Source organism: Paenibacillus sp. ACRRY, assembly GCF_022346995.1.
Classification (GTDB): Bacteria; Bacillota; Bacilli; order Paenibacillales; family Paenibacillaceae; genus Paenibacillus.
Window position 1 is genome coordinate 319,795 of record NZ_JAKRNM010000002.1, and the last position, 24,440, is coordinate 344,234.

The window sequence follows — 24,440 nt, forward strand, 5'->3', positions numbered from 1 at the left end:
GATTGATTCCCAGCTGCAAAAAAAGACGCCCGTCTGAGGGCGCCTTGAAGGGTTGAAGTATTTTTTATGCTGGACTGACCACTCTGCCACGATTGCGAATCCACTTGATGACATCCATCAGAATGACGGCGAGGAGGGCAAGGCCGCCTGCAATCAGGAACTCGTTCCAACCAAAGGCATCCGGAATGGCGAAGATACCGCGTACACCCGGAATCAAGGTGATTCCGTAGAGACAGAGACATACCAGAATGGAGCCAAGGACAAATTTATTCGTCGTGAAACCCACCTGGAAGATGGTCTGTGTATTGGAACGGGCTGCAAATGTTTGCAGACTCCGTGCCAGAATCAGGGTCGTAAAGGCCATCGCCACGCTCATTTCTTCAGAGATGCCAAGCCCGATATACTGGGATACAATAACAGCTGCACCGATCAATACACCACGTGTAATCACGGCCTGAAGCGTACCGCCGGCAAAGATGCCTTCATTAATATCTCGCGGTTTGCGCCGCATCACATCCGGTTCTGCCTTTTCCGTCCCGAGTGCAATGGCAGGCAGGGAGTCGTTGACCAGATTGATGAAGAGAAGCTGCAGGGCCGTAAACGGGTTCACCCATCCAACGATAAGTGCGAACAATATGGCAATAATGGCGCCAAGGTTCCCCGCAAACAGGTAAGCAATGGCTTTTTTGATGTTATCAAATACCATACGCCCGACACTGACTGCGTTAACGATGGATACAAAGTTATCATCCGTCAAAATCATGGCCGCCGCATCCTTGGCGACATCCGTACCGCTGCCCATGGCTACACCGATGTCGGCTTGTTTCAGAGCTGGTGCATCATTGACTCCGTCTCCGGTCATGGCTGCAATTTTGCCTTTGCGCTGCCATGCGCGCACAATGCGGATTTTGTTTTCAGGGGATACCCGTGCATATACCGAAATATGTTCAAGCTGATGATCCAGCTCTTCATCCGACATTTTGTCCAGCTCAGCGCCGGTGATGGCGAGATCATCCGGGCCTGCAAGTCCAATATCCCGTCCAATGGCCTGAGCTGTTGTTTTGTGATCGCCTGTGATCATGATTGTGCGGATACCAGCCTTCATGGACTCTTCAATGGAGCCGTACACAGCTTCACGCGGTGGATCAATCATGGCTGTCAGTCCAACAAGCGTCAGATCGTATTCATCTTCAGGTGTGACCTGCTTTTTGTCATCGAATTTTTTGTAAGCATAAGCCAGTACACGGAAGGCGCGTTTGGAGAAAGCTTCGTTTTTCTCCTCGAATTGTGTGCGAATCTCCGCTGTAAGCGGCTGAACCTCTCCGTTCATGAACACATGAGTACACCTGCTGAATAGCACATCCGGACCACCTTTGGTTAATAAGGCCGTCTGTCCTTCGAAGGTATGTACTGTGCTCATCAGTTTCCGATCCGAGTCAAAAGGAAGCTCTGCTTCCCGGGGGAACTGGTCCCGGATTTCGTTATAGTCCTTGTTTACACGGTTACTGAAGGCAATGAGGGCCACCTCGGTGGGATCCCCCAGCTCCTTGCCCTCCTGGTTAATATTCGAATCATTGCAGAGTACTGCAATATGTAACAAGCGTCGTTCCTCTTCTGACCACTGATCGGGATCGTCCGGGAATTCCTCTTTGGTGCCATGGGGGATGTAATAATCTACAACGGTCATCTTGTTTTGGGTAAGCGTGCCTGTCTTATCTGTACAGATAATGCTGGCTGAACCGAGCGCTTCCACTGCAGGCAGCCGGCGAATGATCGCATGCTGCTTGGCCATCTTATTTGTTCCCAGCGACAATACAATTGTCACAATGGAAGAGAGAGCTTCAGGAATGGCGGCGACGGCGACAGCAACGGCAAACATCAGTGCATTGATGATCGAAGGACCAAGGTTGTCCGTGCCTTCTGTTAACCAGACACGTCCTGCCTCGATGGCGAAAATAAGAATGGACAGCCCCAGAATGAAAAAGCCCAGTTTTTTGCTGAAGGCTTCCAATTTGCGCTGCAACGGAGTTTCTTTGGCTTCAGCATTTTCAATCAACTCAGCAATCTTGCCGATCTCGGTTTTTAACGCGGTTCCGGTAATTACCAGCGTGCCCCGGCCATATACAACCAGTGAACCGCTGAAGGCCATGTTGCGCCGATCACCGATCGGAGCTTCCTCCGGAATGGCATCTGCATGTTTCTCCGCTGCTTCCGATTCTCCGGTCAGCATGCCCTCATTGATTCTCAGACTACCTGATTCCAAAATGCGACCGTCTGCTGGTACATAATCACCCGCATCTAATAAAACGATATCGCCGGGAACGAGTTCCCTGGCCGGAATGGTCTTTTTCTCACCATCACGGATAACTTTGGCTTCAGGAGCAGACATTTGCCTTAGGGCATCAAGGGAGCTTTCCGCTTTTTTGGTCTGCACGACACTAATTACTGCATTCAGCAGGATAACCAAAAAGATAATCAGTGATTCAATAAGATGTCCGAGCACAACCTGTACACCTGCCGCAATGAGCAGCACGATGACCATGGGATCTTTGAAATTTTCAAGAAACAGTTTCCAGACAGGTGTTGCATTTTTGCCTTTTAACTCGTTATATCCTTCTGTCTCAAGTCTTTTTGCAGCTTCGGAGGCAGTCAGTCCCTTGGGGGAACTATCCAAGTCTTGAAGTGTCTCCTCTGCACTGTGTCTATAATGTTGCAATTGACCAGCTCCTTGATTAAATGGATTTCTTCTGTGTATTACCCTTACGGGCAAAATATAGAATCGTTTCATTTCCAACTTTTTTATGTTCACAGTATTTTTCATAAGGAGCCGAGATATGCCTTGTCCAATATATTTATTTACAGTGATGCACGGTTACGTGCACCACTGCACTGGTATTAAGGCACCAACGAAAAGGACATTAGATTAGGCGGTAACCAGGAGGTAACTCTCCGGTTCTTCTGATCTCGCGGATCTGTGCCAGGGTTAAGCGCTGATTGGATGCGATAAGGGATTCCACATCTCCTCTGCGCAAAAAGTCATCCAGCTCGCGAATGCTGCGATTCCCCCGCAGTACAACAAAATTGTCACGGAAGCGTGAACGATCAAACAATACGAGTGTGGCGTTTGGATTGGTGGAAAAAAATCGCAAACTCTCAATTCCAGTCAGAATGGCATCGACATCGGAAATGCCGAGGTTGCCACGATAGACTCTTCGGCGGCCCCTGAAGTTTTCTTCACTGAACACTGTCAAGCGGGGATACGTTTGAGAAATGGAAACGGGTTTAGCCATTTGAACTCCTCCTTTTTTATAGACCTGCCGCCGGGGGCAGCATGGACTACGCAATAAAATATGCGAAGGAGCTAATGAAAGATTGGATGATAGTCTTGGAGAGAGAATAATAGGTTATTAACTTGTAATTTTGACTATAAGGTGTCGAATGATAAACTGTGTCCGCCATCACACTTGGTCCCTTGAGGGTTTGTTACGCTGTTACCAGTGAACGAAATTGAATGACGTTTGGAGGGAACAGGCATGTTTTGTTACCAATGTGAGCAGACACCAAGTGGTGGATGTACGGTAGTTGGGGTCTGTGGTAAAAATGAAACGATAGCCAGTCTGCAGGATACCATGATTTTTGCGTTAAAAGGCATAGCGGCTTATGCGACACATGCTCGTCAGCTGGGGTATCATGATCCGGAAGTGGATCGAATTACACATGAAGCCCTGTATATGACGTTGACCAATTCCAATTTTAATGTGCAGGAACATCTCGATATGGCCATGCAAGTAGGGAACGCGGCAATCCGAATCATGGATGTGCTGGATCGTGCGCACACCGAGAGATTCGGCATACCGCAGCCCATCACCGTTTCGCAGAACCAGATTGAGGGACAATGCATTGTAGTGACCGGACATAATTTGTATGCGCTGGAAGAGCTTCTTCGTCAGACCGAAGGGAAAGGCATCAACATTTATACTCATTCCGAAATGCTGCCTGCCCACGGGTATCCTGCACTTAAGAAATATGCTCATCTAAAAGGCAATATCGGCAAAGCCTGGTACGATCAGCGCAGATTATTTGAACAGTTTCCGGGTGCCATACTTGCGACCACGAACTGTGTCATGCCTATCAAAGGTACATATGCCGACCGATTCTTTTCTTATGAAGTTGCGGGTCTTGAGGGTGTAGCCAAGATTATAAATGATGATTTCACCCCCCTGATTGAACGCGCACTCTCCCTGCCAGCAGCAGACATTAAGTCTGAGCAGGTGCTAACGACAGGATACCATCATGAGACGGTAATCGGACTCGCTCCAGAGATTATTCAGGCAGTCAAAGATGGTCATATCCGTCGTTTCTTCGTCATTGCAGGCTGTGATGCACCAGGAAAAGGTGGGAATTATTATCGAGAGCTGGCGACTTCATTGCCTAACGATACTGTAATTCTAACTACATCATGCGGTAAATTCCGCTTCAATGATGTAGATTACGGTACTGTCGGGGATACAGGGATCCCTCGTTATATCGACTTGGGGCAGTGCAACAACTCCGGTTCAACCGTGAAAATTGCAATGGCTCTTGCGGATGCTTTTGGCTGTTCTGTCAATGAGCTGCCTGTCAGCATTGTGTTGTCCTGGTTTGAGCAAAAAGCAGTGGCGATCCTGCTGGGACTGTTCAGTCTTGGTATTCAGGACATTCGTATTGGACCGAAACCACCAGAATTCATCTCGGCTGGAGTATTGGATGTGCTTGTTGACATGTTTGGCTTGAAGCTGATCACAACGGCAGAGGAAGATATGAACGCCATGCTGGCGTTATCATACGGGGCTGGAAATTGAATCAATCATAGAAGAGATTATGGAGGAGCCTGCGGAAGCAGGCTTTTTGCTATCTTAAGGTGAGTTTAGGTCCATGTACCCTGCTTGATTGGTAATGAAATGAAAGGAAAATTAGTTTGAATATCCTATTGAAGTTTGATCATGGAAATGCGTATATAGATAAGGGCACATCATAAAACTCGGGCTTACCGCAGCATAAGGAGAAGGTACATATGAATGACAGGCAATTCGAAGAGATCTTGAAACTTGCAGGTGGAAAGGGGAATATCAGCTATGTTCAGCATGACATGAATACCACTACGTTGACATTAAGCAACCATACAGACATAGAAATGCCACGTTCAGCTGAATCCATTCTTGATGTAGATATTCGCCTAACAGGTGATCAAGGTTACATAGCTATTAAGGATGAATTTGCTCTACTCTACAAAAGGTTAACAGACCTCGGGGTTGCGAAAGACATAAGCAGTCCACTGCAAGAAACAAGGCGTTCAGGTAAAAAGGCATTCTCATTATTGGGCTTTATTTCGGATGTGTTCAGGCCTTTGATGCCTGTCATCCTGGGAGCCGCCGTGCTCAAAATTGTGCTAGCTATTATTACTTTGTTTAATGTGTACAGTTCCACTGATTCTTCTTCTCTAATGGAAAGTCAGACATTCATGATATTTAAGTCGATTGGAGATAGTGTGAATTATCTGTTGCCAATCTTAGTGGCTTTCAGTACAGCCTATCGAATGAAGAGCAATCTGTATGTTGCCGCTGCTATTGGAGGATTGATGCTTTACCCGCAAATGACGTATTTATTGTCCGGGCAAGAAGATGTTCATTTTCTGGGTGTTCCCATCGTGTCACAGACGTCCTTTCTTTCCGCAACAATTTGGATCATCCTAGCTGTATGTGCATCATCCTTTTTGGAAAGGGTTGTTGAACGTAGAGAGCCTAAACTAATGAAAGGTATTCTCGCTCCGGCGTTGACATTTCTCATTCTAATCCCCCTGGTTCTCATGGTACTTGGTCCACTTGGAACTTGGGTTAACCAGCAGTTGCCCGATATCATTGATTCGCTTCTGAATGATGCCCCTGCAGTCACGATCATGTTGATGGCAGCAATGATGTCCATACTGATGATTACAGGACTGCATTATTTGCTCGTACCCATCATGATCAATGAATTAATGACGAATGGATTCTCCCTCATTATTCCGGCAATACTTATTGCCTTCGTAGCACAATCTGGAGCTTCACTGGCTGCTGGACTGCGCACCAAAGAGGTTGAGTTTAGGAAACTAGCTTTCTGGGCAACAGGAACGGCATTGCTTGGTGCTCCGGAGCCTGCCATGTATGCTGTGAATATGAGAAGGAAAGGGTACTTTTTCTCGGCAATGGCTGGTGGAGCAGTTGGAGGTTTGTATTTTGGCATTTCGTCCGTGAAGGCACTGGTTATAGGTGGTGCCGGAAGTTTGTTGGACATCCCATTTTATATTGAAGATGGCACGCTGAACTTGCTGCATACCTGCATTGGTCTGCTCATAGCCTTCGCCGTGTCAGGTGCACTCACATACTGGCTTGCGGGCAGAGCATCTCATACCAAACATGTGTAACGTGTAAATTTTTTATTATGGTTTGCTTTGTATACTCGGCAGTTGTAAGTCCGGTGTATTAAAAGGTTCTTTCAATATGTAATAGAAGCATAAAGTCTAAATATTGCTCCATGAGATAGACAACTTTCCTCATAATGGGCCTGTAATTTTCTGAATTATAGTTAGTTGTCTACGCCCCCTGTGATCACTGCACATAGTATGTGGAGAAATATCACGGAGGTGAGTTATTTGATTAATCGTCATGGGAAACGGATTTGTAGACGTAAATTCAAAAAAAATGTTCATTGCGCTGTGAAAGTTAAGGTTGTAAAGGTTAAACCTAAAGTTATTGTTAATGCACCGCAAGGCGTTCCAGGGATTCCTGGTCCACTAGGGCCGATAGGTCCCAAAGGGGCGACTGGTGCTCAAGGGATACCGGGGCCAGTCGGATTGCAAGGAATTCCTGGTATACAGGGACCAGTGGGTCCGGCTGGTGCGGTCGGAGCAGTGGGTCCAGCAGGCCCGGTTGGCCCAGCAGGTCCTTCTGGCCTCGTGGGTCCAGCTGGACCTGTCGGCCCTGCAGGTGCAACTGGAGCAACAGGTCCTGCCGGTCCAACGGGGGCTGGAATCTCCGATTTCCTGAGTGTTTTCCGAGCTGATCCCGGTACTGGTACGGACACCGTTCCAGGAAACTCGCCAATTACGTTGACTGGTGTTTTGGCTAACGTGGGTGGTGCCTTTACCTTCGTGCCGCCATCTTCGACGATAACCATCAATGAAACAGGAAGTTACTTTATCTCTTTCTCCATTCATAATCAGGGTGATGCCGATTTCAACCTCACAGTAAACGGAACGCCCATAACACCTGTGCCTTTCACAGGTGATGGCGGAGGCCCCATATCTGCTGAAGTTATCGTTACGGTCACAACAGTTCCGACAACGATCCAACTGGTAAACGCGAATGCAACTCCTGCACAGTTGCATAACAATCTGAATACCACGGTGACTATTCTGAAACTGACTCCTTAATGTCGATTCACAATATAGTCTATGTCAGCATAAAAATTAAAGTTTATGCCTTTTATCCAGTCCATAAGTCTATTTATTGAGATGATAGTATGGATGGCCAGGGATTCGGGGGCGGCGGGATGCTGTTGTTAAATAAACATGACCGCTGCTCTTTTCTTTTTCGTAGCCGAGACTTAAGTTAGGGGAGTGGAGTCTTCTGAATTGGAAGCATAGTTTATCCAAGAAATTCCGTAATGAACTTCTGATCTGTAATTGAATTGTAAGGGATAAGCTCAAGGGAGGGGGGGAGCAGATTACACTAAAGAAATCCATTGGCGAGCCTTCGGATAACCAGTAATCATGCTCCAACAAAATTGTGCTGTAAGATATCATAGTATATGGTGCAGAGTTTGGGAATGTTACGGTAGATATGGCTGGAGATCTTATGCCTCATTGATTTTACAATCGCCGGGAATGGATGAATAATCAGTATATTAAACCTCTAGCGCCCGCAACTTGCGCTGTTGATAATCAAGAATGGCCTCGAATAGCAATTGCTCGTTAAAGTCCGGCCACATGACATCCGTAAACCACAGCTCAGCATAGGCAACCTGCCATAATAAAAAGTTGCTCAGTCGCTTCTCCCCGCTTGTCCGAATTAATAGATCGGGTGCCGGATTCTGCCCGGTATACAGAAACTTCTCGAGGTCCTGTTCAGTGATGTCCGGTATGCTTTTGTTTTCTTCAATACATAATTTAACCGCTTGAACAATATCGTTTTTCCCACCATAGTTCATTGCGAAGTATACAGCCATCCCGCTATTGCCCTGGGTCAGCTCAACTACTTTGCGCATGGCGTCCTGTGTATCATGGGGGAACTTGGATATATCACCAATGAAATTGACCTTAATGCCATGTTGATTCAGTTCCTGAATGGTAGTATCTTGTACAAATTCGACGACCAGGCTAATGATATAATCTACTTCCTCTTTTGGTCTTTTCCAATTTTCCGTAGAAAATGCATAAAGGGTGAGGGAGGAGATCCCGTTTCGATGGCACATGCTTATCGTTTCTCGCATGGTCTGCATGCCCGCATAATGGCCGGCACTTCGCGGGAGCCCTCTTCTAGTGGCCCAGCGCCCATTTCCATCCATCATCATTGCAATATGTTTAGGGAGGTTACCGTTCCAGTCTATCGTTTTCCTGATATCATGATCTGCCTTATGTACACGGAGCCATTTCAAAGTATTTTCCTCCTACATGGTCTGCTTGGAGAACAGCTCGGTCTGGGCTAATGATGTAATCAATCTGTTGTTCACTGCAGTTTCCAGAATTTATAATTATTATATAGGATTGGATGGGAAGATCAAACGAAAATCGTAAGAAAGGAACGTGCCTATATGTCCGCATGGACTGATCTGTTTGAGAATAGAACACATTCGCTCGTCATGTATTCACATCCTACAGATTATTCATCGCAGAGTTGGATCGGGGGGAATGCACCTGCTTATTTTGATGATGACGCCGCATTCACTTTTCTGCGTGAGCAAAATTATCTGTTTTATCTCAGTGTGACTCTTCCTGATATAGACTCTATGGAAGCTGTCTCGGGCCAGGAGATGATCTCTGTATTTGTACCAGCAGATTATGAGAGATATCTTGAGAACAATATATATCCAACCTGTGATATCCAGGTGTTTCAGCATCCTGTCTTCTCTGAAAGTACACTGGACACCTACACCAATCCTGCATTGCTTAAGCATGGATTAACAGCGGGGAAATGGATGAAGGATGAAGGTATAGCCGAGGAGCCATTCCTGGTTAAAATCGGCTGCGTGCCGAAACTCATTCAGCAAGAGGACAGTTACATAGCAGCTTTACATCAGGACGGATACGACTTTCTCATCCAGATTGACGAAGAGGGGTATACGGATGGGATGGTGGACGAGTATGTCTTTGGTTATGGGGCATTGTACTTGTTCGCCAAATTTGATGACGGGAAATGGATCGATCCCATTGCAGGTTTTTGGCAGTATTCGTAGTTTGGATGGCAAAGCAACATATCCCGTCCATATTGTGGATTATCATTCAGGAAGTAAACAGATCCATATTTATCTATTGGTTATCCCACAAAAGCCTGTCCATTTGCTGATTGAAAGAGCTTTCATTTCATCCGTATACTAGAGGTGTCAACGGGCTGGATGCCTTAATCAGGCGTTCATCTTCAAATAGGAAAGGATGATATGAAATGGGCAGATTAACTGGAAAAGTTGCAATTATAACCGGTGCCGCAAGTGGTATGGGATTGGCAGGAGCACAATTGTTTGCCAGAGAAGGCGCGAAGGTTGTCGCTACCGATGTGGCTGTTGGAGCCTTGGAGGAACAGGTTAAACAGATCGTAGCCAATGGTGGGGAAGCCATTGCCTTGAAGCTGGATGTATCGAGTCCGGAATCCTGGACCGCTGTTGTGGAAGAAACAGTAGAGAAATACGGCAAAATAGATATTCTGGTCAACAATGCCGGAATTCACATCGCCAAGGGGATTTTGGAGGCAGAGCTGGACGATTGGGAGAAGGTCATGTCCATTAATGGTACAGGCGTATGGCTAGGTATGAAGGCGGTTATCCCTTACATGCAGCAGAATGGACAAGGCTCTATTGTTAATACATCGTCCATCGCTGCAATTATTGGAGGAATCGCAGACGCTCAGGGCGCAGCCTATAGTGCTTCCAAAGGCTCTGTTCGTTCACTGACCAAACATGGTGCACAGTGGTTTGCGAAAGACAACATACGGGTTAACTCTGTACATCCTGGTGCTGTATTTACCGGCATGGTCGAAAAAGCAGGCATCAAATCACAAGTGGAGATGGGTGAGAATTACAAAAATCTCGCGCCTTTGCCTCCACATGCCGGAGAATCCATGGATATCGCTTATGCCTATCTGTTCCTGGCTTCAGATGAATCGAAATTTATTACAGGCATTGAGTTACCCGTGGATGGCGGATGGATTAGTAACTAGACAATATGAAAATACGGCAGTTATTCGGAGGTACCAGTCTCATGAGGAATGAGGCTGGTACCTCTTTTATATGGACAAGCCTGGTTTATGACCATGGGAAGGTGCCAGATTCGAGCGATAAACCTCATTCGAGCGATTCATACGAGTAAATTCCAATAACTGCTCGGCCATATAAGTGGAGCTGTATTTGAAGTTGCTCTGTACCCAGCCCGTAATAAGACCCAGAACGGCATTAGCCTGATAGCAGGCAAGGAGTTCCTTATCGATTCTGGGATCCGGAGATATATCTGTTACGTCCTGCAAGTACAGGGTAATGAGCGTTTCATAGAGTGTGTCCCTGAATTCTCTAGGCATATGGGAATGAACGAGCAAGGTATAAAAGCTGGAATTAAGAAGCACATGGTCGAAGATTTTGATAGCCGAAGCGTTTAAATCCTTGATTTCAAAATCATGGTAATGTTTATAAGGAGCTCTGTAGGCAGATATCAGATCATCAATCACATCGGTCAAAATTTCACGTAGCAAGTCTTCTTTGTATACATAATGTTTGTAAAAGGTACTGCGATTTAATTCGGCCGATTTGACGATATCGGTGATGGTAATGCCCTCCAGTGGTTTGCGTGACATCCATTCTAGCAAGGAAGCCTTCAGTGCCTGTTTGGATTTATAAATTCTACGATCTATATCTGATTCGGACGCAGATTTATGCATATACATACCCTCCTTTGCTTATCAATAATACATCTAATATGTTGCTGATTTTTTGACCCACAAGACAATTATGTGAAAATCTGGTGAATTTGATGGTGTATATAGCCCATAGCATGGCATCCTCCATTATAATAAACCAAAACGGATGGGGAGATGAACTCCAGTTGAGAAAAGGAATACTTATTGCAGCCTTATTCATTACAGTCGTTGGCTTAGGAATATATCTGATCGCTGATAATATGCTAAAAAAAGAAGCAGGCCCTCCTGAATCAACCAATGTTAAGGAATTGGTATACGATATCAGTACGGGTAAAGTTGAAACAAAATCGGCTTCCATTAATGCTACCCAGTTGGTCGTTACTGGCAAGGATGATCAAACGAAAACCTATAATCTGCCTGAAGAGGAGTTTTTCCTTTCGATAGCGCCGTACATCGAGCAGACTCACCCATGTGCCATTCATAGCCTGACGGGTTGTCAGGGGGAACTGAAGAACAAAGAGTTCCTGGTCACGATTCATGATTCTGAAGGTAATACGTTTATGAAAGAAGAGCCGATGAAAACCGGAAAGAACGGGTTCATGGACCTATGGGTACCGAGGAACAGAACATACTTGATCCGTATTGTACATGACGGAAAGGTCGCGGAATCCCAGCTTTCCACATATGATCAGGATGATACGTGCATTACCACGATGGAACTGAAATAGCCTTTGCATTCCTTTTAGAATTGGGGCGCGATTATACAGGGATGGAAGGCACGTACGGTAGATGAATAATACTGTAAATCTGGCATGTCGCGATGCTGGGCGAGAAGAGTCCATGGATAACCATGGGCTCTTTTTCTTTTTATCCCCATAATGGGCACAATAGCAGAATCTGTAGCGAGCGCTTAATCGCTTTTTCATTGACAAAATGTGATTTCTGTCGCATAATCCAAAATGTGATAATGATAATTATTATCAGATTAATACATACAAACAGGGGAGATTACAGTACATGAAAAAAAGCTTGAACGGACTACTATTATTGTTGGTTTTTGCTCTTACATTAGCAGGTTGCGGTTCTGCAGGCACTAGCTCGAACGGATCATCTGCGGATTCAGGTGAAGGTAATGCTTCTGACAACACGCAGACGGAAGCGGCTTCCGGCCCTGTTACCGTTAAACATAAACGCGGAGAACTTACGCTGGACAAGCCGGCAGAACGCGTGGTTACACTGGAATGGACATATACGGAAGATGTGGTTGCACTGGGCGTTCAGCCAGTAGGTAACGCGGACAACGCCAACTACAAAGTCTATGTTACATCCGAAGCAGCCCTGGATGACAGCGTAACAGATATTGGCACACGTAGTGAGCCGAATCTGGAAGCTATTGCTGCATTGAAACCAGACCTCATCATTGCCAATGCAGATAATAATACTGCAGTCTACGACCAGCTTAATGCAATCGCACCAACGATGGAATTCGACCCTTATGATGGTGATGGTTATAACTATGATAAAATGACAGATATCTTCAATAACATTGCCCTTGCTCTTGGCAAAGAGGACAAAGCGAAACAAGTACTGGATGAACTTGATCAACATTATGTAGAAGCCAAAGAAAAACTGGCTGCTGCAGGCAAAGAAGATTTCCACTTTGCTCTGACACAAGCATTCACGTATCAAAATGCAGCTAGTCTGCGTATGTTTACGGATAACTCGGTCGTTATTGGCACACTGGACAAAATCGGTTTGGTTAACGACTGGCAGCCGGAAAAAGTAGAGGGATATGGTTTCTCCACCGTGGGAATTGAATCCTTATCTGATGTACAGGACAGTAACTTCATTTATATTACACAGCCAGACGATGACGTTTTTGGTACAGCAATGAAAGATAACTCGGTTTGGAACGGACTGAATTTCGTGAAGGAAAACCGCCTATATCAACTGGATAGCACAACATGGACATTTGGTGGACCAATCTCCTCCAAAGTATTGGTTGACGGGGTTGTTGAGGCGATTACCAAATGAGTTCAGTTCAGGGAACTAGGCCAGCTGTGAACTGGCGCACAATAAGCATATATGGGGGCGGTCTAACCGCTCTCATCGTGCTTTTTTTTGTAAGTCTCTGTTATGGAGAGGCTTCCATTCCATTGAATACGGTCTGGGATGCTCTCACAGGCAGACAGAACACACTGGAGCACAATATGATCTGGGATTTGCGTATGCCGCGTACGGTTATCGGTATTATCGCAGGAGGTGCGCTAGCTGTGGCCGGAGCACTGCTGCAGACGATCACCCGTAATCCGCTGGCAGCGTCAGACACGCTGGGCATTAATGCAGGAGCCTACTTTATCGTTGTGCTGGGAGCGATTCTCTTTCCGGGTGTGCTTAGTCAGTCGCCTTTTCTGTTCGCAGCTCTTGGCGGTCTGGTTGCGGCATTTGCAGCTTATTTCATGGGCGGGGGACGACGATCAAGCCCGGTTCGACTTGCGTTGTCCGGTATGATCGTGTCGATGGTGCTTGGTTCATTCACAAGCGCACTGCATATTTTCTTCTCTATGGAAACGCAGGGACTATTCCTGTGGGGTTCAGGAACACTCGTCCAGAATGACTGGAGCGGTGTCGCTTATGCTTGGCCTTGGGTCGTTGGCATAACCATTTTGGCGCTAGTATTGTCCAGACAATGGGATATGCTGGAGCTGGATGAATCAACGGCGTCCTCATTGGGTCAAAGGGTTGGACTCGCTCGTGCCGGTGGATTGATTATCGCGGTTTTGCTGGCTGCAGTGATTGTCAGTGTCATCGGTCCGATTGGTTTCGTGGGCCTGGTAGCACCCCACCTGGTCCGATTGAGTGGAGTGCGTTCCAACCGGTTACTGCTGCCTGGTGTTTTTATATGGGGAGCGGCTCTCCTAGTTGGCGCAGACGTGCTCGCCAAGATGGTACATAACTCCAGCATGGAGCTGCCGACAGGGGCTGTAATGGCGATTATTGGTGCGCCGTGGCTGATCTGGTTGGTACTTACACGCATGAAAGCAGCGAACGGTTCCGGGATGTCCTCTTCAATGAGCACAGGTGCACCTTCACGTCGCTTCGCGTTCGGCCCGATGGCCGTATTGTTCTCGGTCGTAACTATAGCGCTTATATTGCTTAGTACCATGTTTGGCGGTCTGCGAATTCCGCTGGCTGATCTGCTGCCGAGTTTATTCCAATCGGATGGACTGTTCTCGGCGGTGATTCAGCTTCGAATTCCGCGTACGCTTGTTGCTGCAGGTGCTGGAGCTGCACTGGCGATCAGTGGTGTGCTTATTCAGATGGCCGTGCGTAATCCGCTGGCGGATGCTTCCATCGTCGGTGTGTCCTCCGGGGCGGGGCTCGGAGCCATGATGGTCATCATTTTATGGCCAGGTCTTCCGATGTACCTGCTACCTATCGCGGCCATCATCGGTGCCGCCGTTGCGGCAGTGGTTGTATTCTCCCTTTCATGGAAGAAAGGACTGAATCCGTCTGCGGTTGTGCTGCTGGGGATCGCCATGTCGGCCATTGCTGGAGCAGGGATTCAGATTCTGATTGTTCGTGGCGCCGTATACGGCAGCAGCGGATATATTTGGCTGACAGGCAGTACCTATGCCCGTACATGGGATCAGGTGAAGGTTATCGGTTTATTTTTGGTTATTCTGGTTCCGCTGGCCTGGTGGCTCGCCCGTCGATTCGAACTGTTGGTATTTGACGACAACAGTGCATCAGGACTTGGACTGAACGTACGCCGAACAAGATTGCTGGCCATGACGACGGGGGTACTGCTGGCAGCAGGTGCTGTCGCTTGTGTAGGAACCGTCGGGTTCATCGGTCTGATTGCCCCGCATATGGTACGGCTGCTGACAGGGCATAAGTTAAGACGGTCCATGTTTTTATCCGCACTCGCAGGTGCAGTGATGCTGGTGCTCGCAGATACGATTGGCAGAACGGTCATGGCGCCGACAGAGATTCCATCCGGAATCCTTATTGCCCTGATTGGAACACCGTATTTCCTATATCTGATGTACCGTTCCAACTGGCACAGACCAATGAAATAAAAGCACATATCCAAACGCGAAATAGGATTGGAACGTTCAAAAGCCCGCTCACGCAGCGGGCTTTTGTTGTTTATTTATTGTTCACTACGATCATGCGAACACTATGATTTCTGATCAACCTGAAACTGGTTTAATTCTTCCTCAAGCTTGTTCGACAACTGACTCAATTGCTGGGATAATTCCGCAACCTGCTCGATACTGTCCAGTTGTTCCTGTGTGCTCGCACTGACCTCTTCGGTAGAGGCAGAATTTTCTTCCGTGGTGGAGGAGATAATTTCGAGTGCCTGGACAATCTCATCCTTGTGTTTATGGACACTGGAGGTGTTATTGCTGATCTGCAGCATGCGCAATCTTAAGTCCTCTAGATCTTTATTGATGCTGTAGAACACCTGCTTGGTGCCCTCAACGGACTTGGCATTTTCCTCTGCAATCAGGAGTCCGTGGGCTGTGTGTTCTACGGATGTCTTCGTTTTATCTTCGATTTGACGAACCTTTTTGCTAATCTCCTCTGTTGCCAGCGCAGTCTGCTCAGCAAGTTTGCGAACTTCCCCTGCGACCACGGCAAAACCTCGTCCCTGTTCTCCTGCACGTGCAGCTTCGATGGAAGCGTTGAGTGCTAGCAGGTTGGTTTGGGTGGCGATCTGATGAACAGTGTCCACAATACCGGAGATTTCATGACGGCTTAGATCAATATCATGGATAATGGTTGACATGGCCTGGGTTGAATGATGATTCTCTTCTGCCCATTTGGATAACTGATTCAACACTTCCAATCCTCGTTCGCTTTGTTCTGCGGAAGCCTGAACTTTAGTCTCCATCGTTGTGACATCACTTGAAATATCGTCGATTTGACCTGATAATGATCCGGTTTTTTGCAAAATGTTCTCGGATTCAATGGATTGATAATTGGTTGCATTGGCAATTTCATTAATTGCTGTGGCCGTATCATTCATCGTTACGGCTGTCCGAGCGGAAATGGATTGCAGATCCTTGGAGGATTGGCCTAAAACTTGGGCAGTGGCTCCTACCATCTGAATCATGCTCTGAATTTTTTGCACCATGTTGAGCATGCCCTGTGAGATTTGACCAATCTCGTTACGGGATGTTGTATCAAATTGAACGGTCAGATCTCCCTGTTCCACAAGTTTGATTTTTTGCAGCAGTTTCGGGATGGATCTCAGCAGATATCGCAGGGTGATATAACTGATGAACACAAGCACGATGGCGGCTACAGCAAAACCTATAATGGTGATCCACGTAAAGGATTTTAATTCTTCGAGTACCTCACGCTCCGAAATGGTCAAACCTACAGACCATCCGGTATCTGTGCTGGTGGCATACCCGACATAACGCCCTTCTCCGTTGTCATCAATCAGTTGAATTCCGGATTCACCGGCCATCATTTTCTTGCCGATCTCACCCAAATCTCCCGGACTTTCGTTAATCTTTTCCTTGAGAACCTTGGCTTGGTCAGGATGATATAAAATGTCACCGGTTTTGGAGGCCAGAATGGAATAGCCTGTGCTGCCAAGTGAGTAGCTCTCCATAATGGATGGAATATCCTTGAATGCAATATCTGCAGCAGCCAAACCGATCAACTCGTCGTTGTCATCCTTAATCGGATAGAATATGCCCATGAGGATATTACCTGAAGCAATATCGGCATAGGGTTCGGAGAAATATAAGCCATCTGCTTCCACAGCCGGTTTATAATACGGACGATCCTGAATCACAAATTCAGAGTCGGACGCAGCCCCATCATGCTGGATCCAGAAACCTTTTCCATCAATGCCTGCGATCCAAGCATCCACAAAAGAAGGCTCTTCCTTCACTATAGCTGCAAGTGTAGCCTGGGTTTCGGCGGCATAGGGTGATGTTGTAGCGGTGGAAGCAGATTCGGTGGTTTGAATATACTGCCTGAATAAGTTATTGGTGGACATTTGCTTAACCAGAGACCCTTTTTCCTTAAATAAAGCATCGAACTGGGCCACAATGGCATGTGTTTTCGTTTGCAGCATCAATTCCTGCTGTTTAACAAGGATGCTTCGGGTGCTGGTAAACATAAATGTTCCCAGGATGGAAAATACGACAACAATGATGGCCAACAACATGATGGACAGTGTATTGGCGATGCTTGATGTCCGGGTTCCTTTTTTTCTAAATAACTGTGCCATGCTGCCAACTCCCCAAGATTGATATTGAGCTGAACCGCTCCTATTTTTTATTTCGGTATTTCGATTCCGTTTCGATAGAGGATGGGGAAAGGGTACGTTACATCTTCGATGACAACATAAAAAGCACCAGTTCCTGTTAAGGAATTGGTGCTCTTTGCTGCAGATTAGTTCGAGATCAACAGGCCGCTGTTTTCCACAGCTTGCAGTGCCTGCTCCAGTTGTTCCCGATCCTGGACAAGCGCAAGACGGACATATCCTTCCCCTGAAGGTCCAAAAGCACTGCCGGGTGTCACGATGACGCCCGCCCGGCTTACCAGATCCATGGCAAATTGCTCGGAGTTGTCATAATGAGCTGGAATCCGTGTCCAGATAAACATGGTGGCATCGGGCTTTGCGATTTCCCATCCGAGTCTGCTGAATCCTTCGCAGAGAATATCCCGACGTTCCTCATAGATGGCTCGTACCCGGCCTACGTCACTCTGATCACCTGTAATTGCGGCAATTGCTGCCTTCTGAATGGGAAGGAACATGCCGTAATCCATATTGGATTTCAGCTTTTTCAACATGGAGACGACGGCTGCATTACCTAAGCAAAATCCGATTCGAGCCCCAGCAAGCCCGTAGGTTTTGGACAGGGAATTGAATTCAACGCCGACATCCATAGCTCCAGGGAAGGCTAGAAAACTTCCACATGATTTCCCGTCAAACACAAGTTCACTATACGCATTGTCATGGAGGACAATGATATCATGTTTTTTGGCAAACGCGATCAGGTCCAGGTAGAACTGCTCTGGTGCCATGGCTGTTGTTGGATTGTTAGGGTAGGATACCAGCATGAATTTGGCTCTCTGCGCAATCTCTTCCGGGATCTCTTCCAGCTGAATCACATATTGATGTTCTTCCTTTTGCGGCATGTAGTACAGCTCTGCTCCCGCCAGAAGCGGTCCGTCTGCAAATACCGGATAGCAGGGATCCGGAACAAGAACAAGATCGCCTTCATCCACGATGGATAATGAGATATGTGCCAGACCCTCTTGTGAGCCAAGCAGAGAGCAAACTTCGGTTTTGGGGTCTAGATCGACCTGATACCTGCGCTTGTACCACTCACTGACAGCCTTGAGCAGCTCACTCTGGTCATTGATGGCATAGGTGTAATTCTGCACATCAGCTGCTGCCTCACATAGAGCCTGGATAATATGTTGCGCTGGCGGGGTGTTGGGTGCGCCTACACTCAGATCAATGACACCGAGCCCCAGTTCCAGACGTTGTCGCTTAATTTCAGATAATCGCGTAAATATTCCCTCATTAAAGTAGTTCATTCGTTTGGCAAATTGCATGCTGTGGTTCCTCCAGTCTGTTCAAACGCTTAGTTCTATAATAGATGGGCGAGAGGCAAATGAGAAGAGACGTGGATGAACTCTATTTATACAGGCTAAATTGCACTTCTCAAGTAAGTCTTCTTCATTTACAATTACAGGAAAACCAGATGGAGGGGATCTGAAATGAGTGAACCTTGGGCTGCGTCGATGAGCGGGGTTCCCTGGAATGCAGCGAAAATGGACAATGCGGTAAAGCAGCTGCGGAATCGAGCTACCATTTCCTTTGTGGTCGGAGCAGATGTGATGGAAGATGTTGCGGAATTGGACAAGCGGGTATTCTCCAAACGGCCTGATCTGATCCTGAAGATTACGAATGTGGAGGAGAATGGACGTTACACGGAAGAGTTTTTGAAAATAATTTCGGAATTAAAATATGTGAAGGCTTTGGAATTGGACCTGAAACAAAAACAGAATTTGAATGTACTTGGCGCGCTGCAGCGATTGGAGTTTCTGAATATACGGGCAGCCAAAACGCAAAATCTGGAGTTCATCCGACAGTACAAGCAGCTGCAGTACCTTTCTCTCAGCGGGAAATTTGATGATTTGGCTCCGATTGAGGACTGTATTCGGCTGAATACATTGGTGTTACACTGCAATATCGAGACGCTGGACTTTGTCGTGGACCTGCCGTTCATCGAATATCTAGCCATTGATCATGGTGTCTTAAATGGACCTCTGGATGTACTCGCTGACTCCAACATTCGTATGTTGAGACTGTCGTCTGTACGGAATCTGATCCATATTGATGAACTGAGTGCATTACATCATCTGGAGTTCTTGCACTTGTCACTGCCCAAAGTCGAGCGGCTGTGCGACTTGTCAGGCCTGAAGAACCTGCGACAGCTGGAATTGGATTTCATGAAATCACTACAGGAGTTGGACAACCTGTGGACTGCAGAGCACTTGGAGGTGCTGCTGCTGAAGGAAATACATAAGGGAATAAAGGCAGAAGCTTTCGAGCGTTTGACCGAAATGCCAAATCTGAGGCAGGTAGATTTTCGCTTCATTGATCAGGGCAAGGGCCGTATTGGAGCCATGCGCAAACACATGATTGATGAGGGCAAAGAACATCTTCTCTATGAGAACATTCCTGAAGAACAACGCATTCCCTCTACGGCTCTTGGGCACCTGTCCAAAATTCTCATGTGATATATAAGCAAACGCCCGCTTTCTGAGCGGGTGTTTGCTTATATAGGATCTTAGGATTACTTTGCTGCTCACACCTACTATCCATGATTCGAGGAGATGAACGGGTCATCGCCCGCATGACGCTTGCGATACTCTCCCGGGGTCAATCCGTATCGACGCTTGAACATGCGGATGAACGAGTTTACGTTCTGATAACCGACCTGCATGGCGATATCCTGAATTCGCAGATCCACATTTACCAGCAATTCCTTGGCCCGCTCAACGCGAAGATTATTGAGATACTCGCTGAAGTTGATGTTGGTCTTTTCCTTGAAAATACTGGAGAGATATCCCGGCGTGAGATTCAGCTTGTCGGCAACAAGATTCAGATTAATATCCTCCCCATAATGATGATTCAGATAATCGAGCACAAAGCTGATAACAGGATCTTTCGTTTCCAATTGGCTGCTGATCGCGGAGAGGATCGGTTTAATCTGCGATTGAAGCCATGTTCTGTACTGCTCTATGGAATAAAATCCAGCAAACGGATCACCAGATGGAGAAGAGGGAAGCCCGTCTTCAATGCGTGTCAAATTCAGCTTCATCACCGTCTTACCGACCTGATCTACTGCACCAAGAGCAAATGTCCGAAAGTCCTCTGCGGCTGCGTCCTTGTGCCTCAGCTGGTCCAGCTGGCGATCCAGCCAGGCAAACACAGCCTCCTCCTTGCCTGATTGCAGCAGATCATGCAGTTCCTCCCCGTAGGTCACCTTGACATGAAATGAGCTTGATGAGGAGGCTCGTGGCTCCACAATAACCTGGGTTTCTCCGTTGAGTCTTCGCTCCTTGAGCAGAGTGGACAGATTCCCGTATGCATCGGTAAACGGAATATCCCCGGAGTATACCGGGCTTACCGCGATGGTCAGGTACAGGCATTCTTCAGCGGCAAGCAGCTCCTTCAACGTATCGAGCGCCTGCAGAATACCGCTCTGAGGACCGGGATCGAATAGAAGCAGGAGTAATTGATCCTGTTCAGGCTGGAGTGCAACGCTGTTATTTGGATTGCTGGAGAACAGGCTCTGAATTAATTTCCACAATAATAGGGTATGCTGTTCCAATTCATCGGGCCGGTCTTTGAAGCCAACCTTAAACAGAATGGCGACGTAGGGATGTTCGGGCTGCCGAACCTCCTCAAGATCTGCCAGATGGGAGCTGAGCGGGATGTTCTTGACTTTATGCGTATAAGCGAACTGCCGCACCAGAGAGTTTTTCTGCGCGAGATCGCTCTGAATGAATCGATTGTTCTCCAGAATGGAACTTAGACGGTCACCGATCATGGCGAATTCCTTCACTCTGCTCAACTTGCCTGCCCCGCTTCCGGAATTTCGGTCAAGAGCGGCAATAAGGTGCTGCAGCGGCTGATTTAACCTCAGGCTGAACAGCAGGGAGGAGAGTACGCTAATCAAAATGGCAGCGCCAAGCAGTACCGTAAGCAGCAGCTGCATGCCGCGCATCTCCGCTGCAATCACTGAGGCCTGGGTGACCCTAACATAGGTGAACCCGGTTTGCTTACCTTTTTCATAGAAGTAATATTGATCCCCAATGCGTTCATGTCTGCTTCCGTCTATAAGCGGAGGATTATGGAATTCCTCTTCTGTGGTAGTGAACAATAGACGCCCCTCACTATCCAAAATGTAGAACGGATTATGGCTGGCATCTCCATACGTATCCTGCATGCGCTGCGGATTCAGCATCACAATTCCGTACACTTCCTCATAGGGAATGGCTTTCATCATAACAGGCATCAGCTCTCCGAGGGAGCGGGAAGAATGGACAGTTTTTTCCGTAAAAGCTGCTGCAGGCATCACTTTCAGGAACTGGTTGTTCATCGTTTGGGTTCTCCAGTAGTCCGGCGAATACGCTTCACTGTAATAATATTTGCCAAACATGTCGGCTGCGCTGCTAAGACCTTCCTTCTCCAGCACATAGTCCTCCTGCTTGAAATAAAGAATGAAATTGTCGATATGCAAAAAAGGATTGGTATACAGGGTAGAGAGGTCCGCCTTCACTTCAGCGGGAATATCGTAACGACGATTTTCTTTAAGGTGGCTTAAAATGCCCAAGTTGGCTGTCCAGGTATCTGATTGAGTAAGGGCCAGAATCATGTTCTGGGTCAGCCGGAAGTGATTCTCATATCCTTCGACAGTCTGTGCGAGGCCCAGTTCATTTTGTCTTACCATCTCCTGATATACTTTGTTGCTCAGATACAGGTGGGAGAACAGATTAAATGAAGCCAAAATCAGGATGACACTGAGGAAGCTCAGCATTAGCTTAACAAACAGGCCGTTCAACGCAAATCGGTTTGTAAGCAGTTCCTTCATTATGACATTCCTCCCTCGGATACAGCCGCAGATCAATGGTCTAATCCTATCATAGCGGCATAAATCTGACACAAACAATATGCACTTTTACTGATTTATACGCAGATATCTGGAAAATAGCAGTATAGGCGAAATGTTATATAACATGTAGATAGCGCTTACCAACAAAAACTAGCTATAATTCGGTTACAAACCCCGGTTGTTCAGGGGAAGTTAGCTAACATCTAGTTAAGCTGCAATGATGTAGCAAGAGGGGGCATGCCGATGGCTGATGCTGGCTTAATGGAAGACAAACTGCGAAAAAATTTAAATCATTCGTCGCGGCGGAAGGTACGGATGACACGGATATGGAACAAAAACAAGGCGCTATGGCTGCTCTTCCTGCCATGCCTCCTGTATTATTTAATCTTCCGCTATGCACCGATGTTCGGACTCGTCATTACCTTCAAAGACTACAACCTTTTTAAGGGAATTTGGGCCAGTGATTGGGTAGGGCTCAAATACTACCGGATGTTTCTGGAGAATCCCGATTTTTGGCCGCTCATGAAAAATACGTTCCTGCTAGGAGTGTATAAGTTGGTGTTTGGCTTCCCGGCCCCGATCCTGCTGGCCATTCTGCTCAATGAGGTGCGTAAGGCGGCGTTTAAGCGTTTTGTGCAGACGGTCAGTTATCTGCCGCATTTTATCTCGAATGTGATTGTGGCAAGTATGGTCATTATGTTCCTCTCCCCAACCGGAGGGCTAATTAATAATCTGCTCGGATGGATTGGCGTGGGACCGATTAATTTCATGAATGAACCCGGGCTATTTCGGGGGATCTATGTTCTGTCGGAGATCTGGCAGCATATCGGCTGGGAGACCATTATTTATCTGGCCGCGCTGACAGCCATTGACCCGCAGCTGTATGAGGCTGCAGATATGGACGGAGCGAGCCGATTGCGCAAAATCTGGCATATCACGCTGCCCGGCATATCTCCTGCGATCGTCATCACGCTGATTTTGAATATTGGGAAGGTGCTAGAGATTGGTTTCGAGAAGGTCTTCCTGATGCAGAACCCGGCGATCTACGATACAGCAGATATTATCAGCACCTATGTCTACAGGGTAGGGATGGTCCAGGGAAACTTCAGTTATGGCGCCTCCATTGACCTGTTCATGGGAGTCATCAGCCTGATCTTCATTTATACCGCCAACTTGCTCAGCCGCCGATTTAGTGAAACCAGTCTATGGTAGAAATGAGGTGTGAATGTGAAATCCCTCCGGTTTTCCTGGTTTAATCTCATGGCATCATTAATCCTGCTGCTTGTTGTGGTGATCACACTCTATCCGTTCCTTCATATGCTGGCCGTTTCCCTCAGCAGCAACGTCAATGTCATCCAGAACAATATTTCCTTCTGGCCCAAGGGCTTCAACCTGAGCATGTATAAGCTGGTGCTGGGAGATCCGCAAATCTGGACGGCTTACCGAAATACGATTATCTATACTGTGCTCGGTACACTGATCTCTCTGGTGGTCACTTCAACGGGAGCGTATGCATTGTCCAGGAAAGACATGGCGCTGCGCAATAGCTTCACCGTACTGATTGTCATCACGATGTTCTTCAGCGGCGGAATGATTCCCACTTTCCTGGTGGTCCGTTCCCTGAATCTGGTGGACACCGTCTGGGGCATGGTTCTTCCAGGTGCAGTCAGTACATGGAATCTGATTCTGATGCGAACCTTCTTCTCAGGTATTCCCAAAGAGCTGGAGGAATCGGGCCGTATGGACGGCCTGAACGATATTGGCATCTTCATTCGTATTGTCGTGCCGCTGTCCAAGGCGTCCTTCGCCACCATTGCCCTGTTCTATGCCGTGGGCATGTGGAATAACTTTATCTTCCCGCTGCTCTATCTAAGATCTCCCGATTTGTTTCCGCTGCAGGTGCTCCTGCGTAATCTGGTGCTGGCCGGCAGTGCAAGCTCAGGCGACGTTACGTCCATTGGGGGAGATAATATGGTCGTTGAGGAATCACTCAAGTATGCGACCATCATGGTGTCCACTTTGCCAATTCTGGTCATCTATCCGTTTGTACAGAAGTATTTTGTGAAGGGAGCCATGGTTGGGGCAGTCAAAGGCTAATCGGCATGAAAACCACCGCAAATTCAGATTAAGGGAGAGA

General features: G+C 47.2%; 18 protein-coding genes. 11 read left to right on the top strand and 7 right to left on the bottom strand.

All coding sequences use genetic code 11. From position 1 onward, the window contains the following. Window positions 1-64 precede the first annotated feature (64 nt). Window positions 65-2,716, bottom strand: coding sequence for a cation-translocating P-type ATPase (locus MH144_RS10650; protein WP_239299656.1), 2,652 nt, complete (start codon window positions 2,714-2,716; stop codon window positions 65-67). A gap of 202 nt (window positions 2,717-2,918) precedes the next feature. Then, a complete protein-coding gene (locus MH144_RS10655) occupies window positions 2,919-3,290 on the bottom strand; it encodes a hypothetical protein (RefSeq protein ID WP_239299657.1) in 372 nt (123 codons plus the stop codon). 243 nt (window positions 3,291-3,533) lie between these two features. Between MH144_RS10655 and hcp the strand changes: the two genes are divergently transcribed. The 3 genes from hcp to MH144_RS10670 all read left to right on the top strand — a co-directional run bounded on the left by hcp (window position 3,534) and on the right by MH144_RS10670 (window position 7,450). Continuing rightward, entirely contained in the window at window positions 3,534-4,841 is a 1,308-nt protein-coding gene (gene hcp / locus MH144_RS10660) for a hydroxylamine reductase (RefSeq protein ID WP_239299658.1), read from the top strand. Window positions 4,842-5,053: 212 nt separating this feature from the next. Beyond that, window positions 5,054-6,442, top strand: coding sequence for a PTS sugar transporter subunit IIC (locus MH144_RS10665; protein ID WP_239299659.1), 1,389 nt, complete (start codon window positions 5,054-5,056; stop codon window positions 6,440-6,442). Window positions 6,443-6,670: 228 nt separating this feature from the next. Further along, entirely contained in the window at window positions 6,671-7,450 is a 780-nt protein-coding gene (locus tag MH144_RS10670; protein WP_275440057.1) for a collagen-like domain-containing protein, read from the top strand. A 473-nt stretch (window positions 7,451-7,923) separates the two neighbouring features. Here MH144_RS10670 and MH144_RS10675 read toward each other — a convergent pair whose 3' ends face one another. Continuing rightward, on the bottom strand, window positions 7,924-8,673 hold the full coding sequence (locus MH144_RS10675; protein ID WP_239299661.1) for an isoprenyl transferase: 750 nt from the start codon (window positions 8,671-8,673) through the stop codon (window positions 7,924-7,926). 156 nt (window positions 8,674-8,829) lie between these two features. Here MH144_RS10675 and MH144_RS10680 point away from each other — a divergent pair, with 156 nt between their 5' ends. Continuing rightward, the gene (locus MH144_RS10680) at window positions 8,830-9,471 is read left to right on the top strand and encodes a hypothetical protein (RefSeq protein ID WP_239299663.1); all 642 of its coding nucleotides are present in this window, start codon (window positions 8,830-8,832) and stop codon (window positions 9,469-9,471) included. Window positions 9,472-9,677: 206 nt separating this feature from the next. After that, window positions 9,678-10,448: an SDR family NAD(P)-dependent oxidoreductase gene (locus MH144_RS10685; RefSeq protein WP_239299665.1), complete on the top strand. Its 771-nt coding sequence runs from the start codon at window positions 9,678-9,680 to the stop codon at window positions 10,446-10,448. A gap of 66 nt (window positions 10,449-10,514) precedes the next feature. Here the strand turns inward: MH144_RS10685 and MH144_RS10690 are convergent, their stop codons facing one another. Continuing rightward, entirely contained in the window at window positions 10,515-11,159 is a 645-nt protein-coding gene (locus MH144_RS10690; protein ID WP_239299667.1) for a TetR/AcrR family transcriptional regulator, read from the bottom strand. 164 nt (window positions 11,160-11,323) lie between these two features. Between MH144_RS10690 and MH144_RS10695 the strand changes: the two genes are divergently transcribed. The 3 genes from MH144_RS10695 to MH144_RS10705 all read left to right on the top strand — a co-directional run bounded on the left by MH144_RS10695 (window position 11,324) and on the right by MH144_RS10705 (window position 15,220). Further along, entirely contained in the window at window positions 11,324-11,866 is a 543-nt protein-coding gene (locus MH144_RS10695; protein WP_239299668.1) for a CueP family metal-binding protein, read from the top strand. Window positions 11,867-12,155: 289 nt separating this feature from the next. Then, window positions 12,156-13,172 (top strand): ABC transporter substrate-binding protein, encoded by a 1,017-nt coding sequence (locus MH144_RS10700; RefSeq protein ID WP_239299670.1) that lies wholly within the window; start codon window positions 12,156-12,158, stop codon window positions 13,170-13,172. Further along, entirely contained in the window at window positions 13,169-15,220 is a 2,052-nt protein-coding gene (locus tag MH144_RS10705; protein ID WP_239299672.1) for an iron ABC transporter permease, read from the top strand. Before MH144_RS10700 ends, MH144_RS10705 begins: the two co-directional genes overlap by 4 nt. A 101-nt stretch (window positions 15,221-15,321) precedes the next feature. Here the strand turns inward: MH144_RS10705 and MH144_RS10710 are convergent, their stop codons facing one another. Further along, window positions 15,322-17,394: a methyl-accepting chemotaxis protein gene (locus MH144_RS10710; RefSeq protein ID WP_239299674.1), complete on the bottom strand. Its 2,073-nt coding sequence runs from the start codon at window positions 17,392-17,394 to the stop codon at window positions 15,322-15,324. Window positions 17,395-17,558: 164 nt separating this feature from the next. After that, window positions 17,559-18,731 (bottom strand): aminotransferase class I/II-fold pyridoxal phosphate-dependent enzyme, encoded by a 1,173-nt coding sequence (locus MH144_RS10715; RefSeq protein ID WP_239299676.1) that lies wholly within the window; start codon window positions 18,729-18,731, stop codon window positions 17,559-17,561. A gap of 165 nt (window positions 18,732-18,896) precedes the next feature. On the opposite strand from MH144_RS10715, the gene MH144_RS10720 reads away from it, so the two are divergent. Continuing rightward, complete coding sequence (locus MH144_RS10720; protein ID WP_239299678.1) at window positions 18,897-19,922, top strand: leucine-rich repeat domain-containing protein; 1,026 nt, start codon at window positions 18,897-18,899, stop codon at window positions 19,920-19,922. A 77-nt stretch (window positions 19,923-19,999) separates the two neighbouring features. Here MH144_RS10720 and MH144_RS10725 read toward each other — a convergent pair whose 3' ends face one another. Continuing rightward, window positions 20,000-22,282 carry a helix-turn-helix transcriptional regulator gene (locus MH144_RS10725; RefSeq protein ID WP_239299680.1) on the bottom strand — a complete coding sequence of 761 codons (2,283 nt, stop codon included), beginning with the start codon at window positions 22,280-22,282 and terminating at the stop codon, window positions 20,000-20,002. Window positions 22,283-22,618: 336 nt separating this feature from the next. On the opposite strand from MH144_RS10725, the gene MH144_RS10730 reads away from it, so the two are divergent. Both MH144_RS10730 and MH144_RS10735 read left to right on the top strand, forming a co-directional pair. Further along, window positions 22,619-23,515: an ABC transporter permease gene (locus MH144_RS10730; protein ID WP_239300596.1), complete on the top strand. Its 897-nt coding sequence runs from the start codon at window positions 22,619-22,621 to the stop codon at window positions 23,513-23,515. Between the two features lie 48 nt (window positions 23,516-23,563). Beyond that, window positions 23,564-24,400 (top strand): carbohydrate ABC transporter permease, encoded by an 837-nt coding sequence (locus MH144_RS10735; RefSeq protein ID WP_239299682.1) that lies wholly within the window; start codon window positions 23,564-23,566, stop codon window positions 24,398-24,400. The last annotated feature ends 40 nt before the right edge of the window (window positions 24,401-24,440 follow it).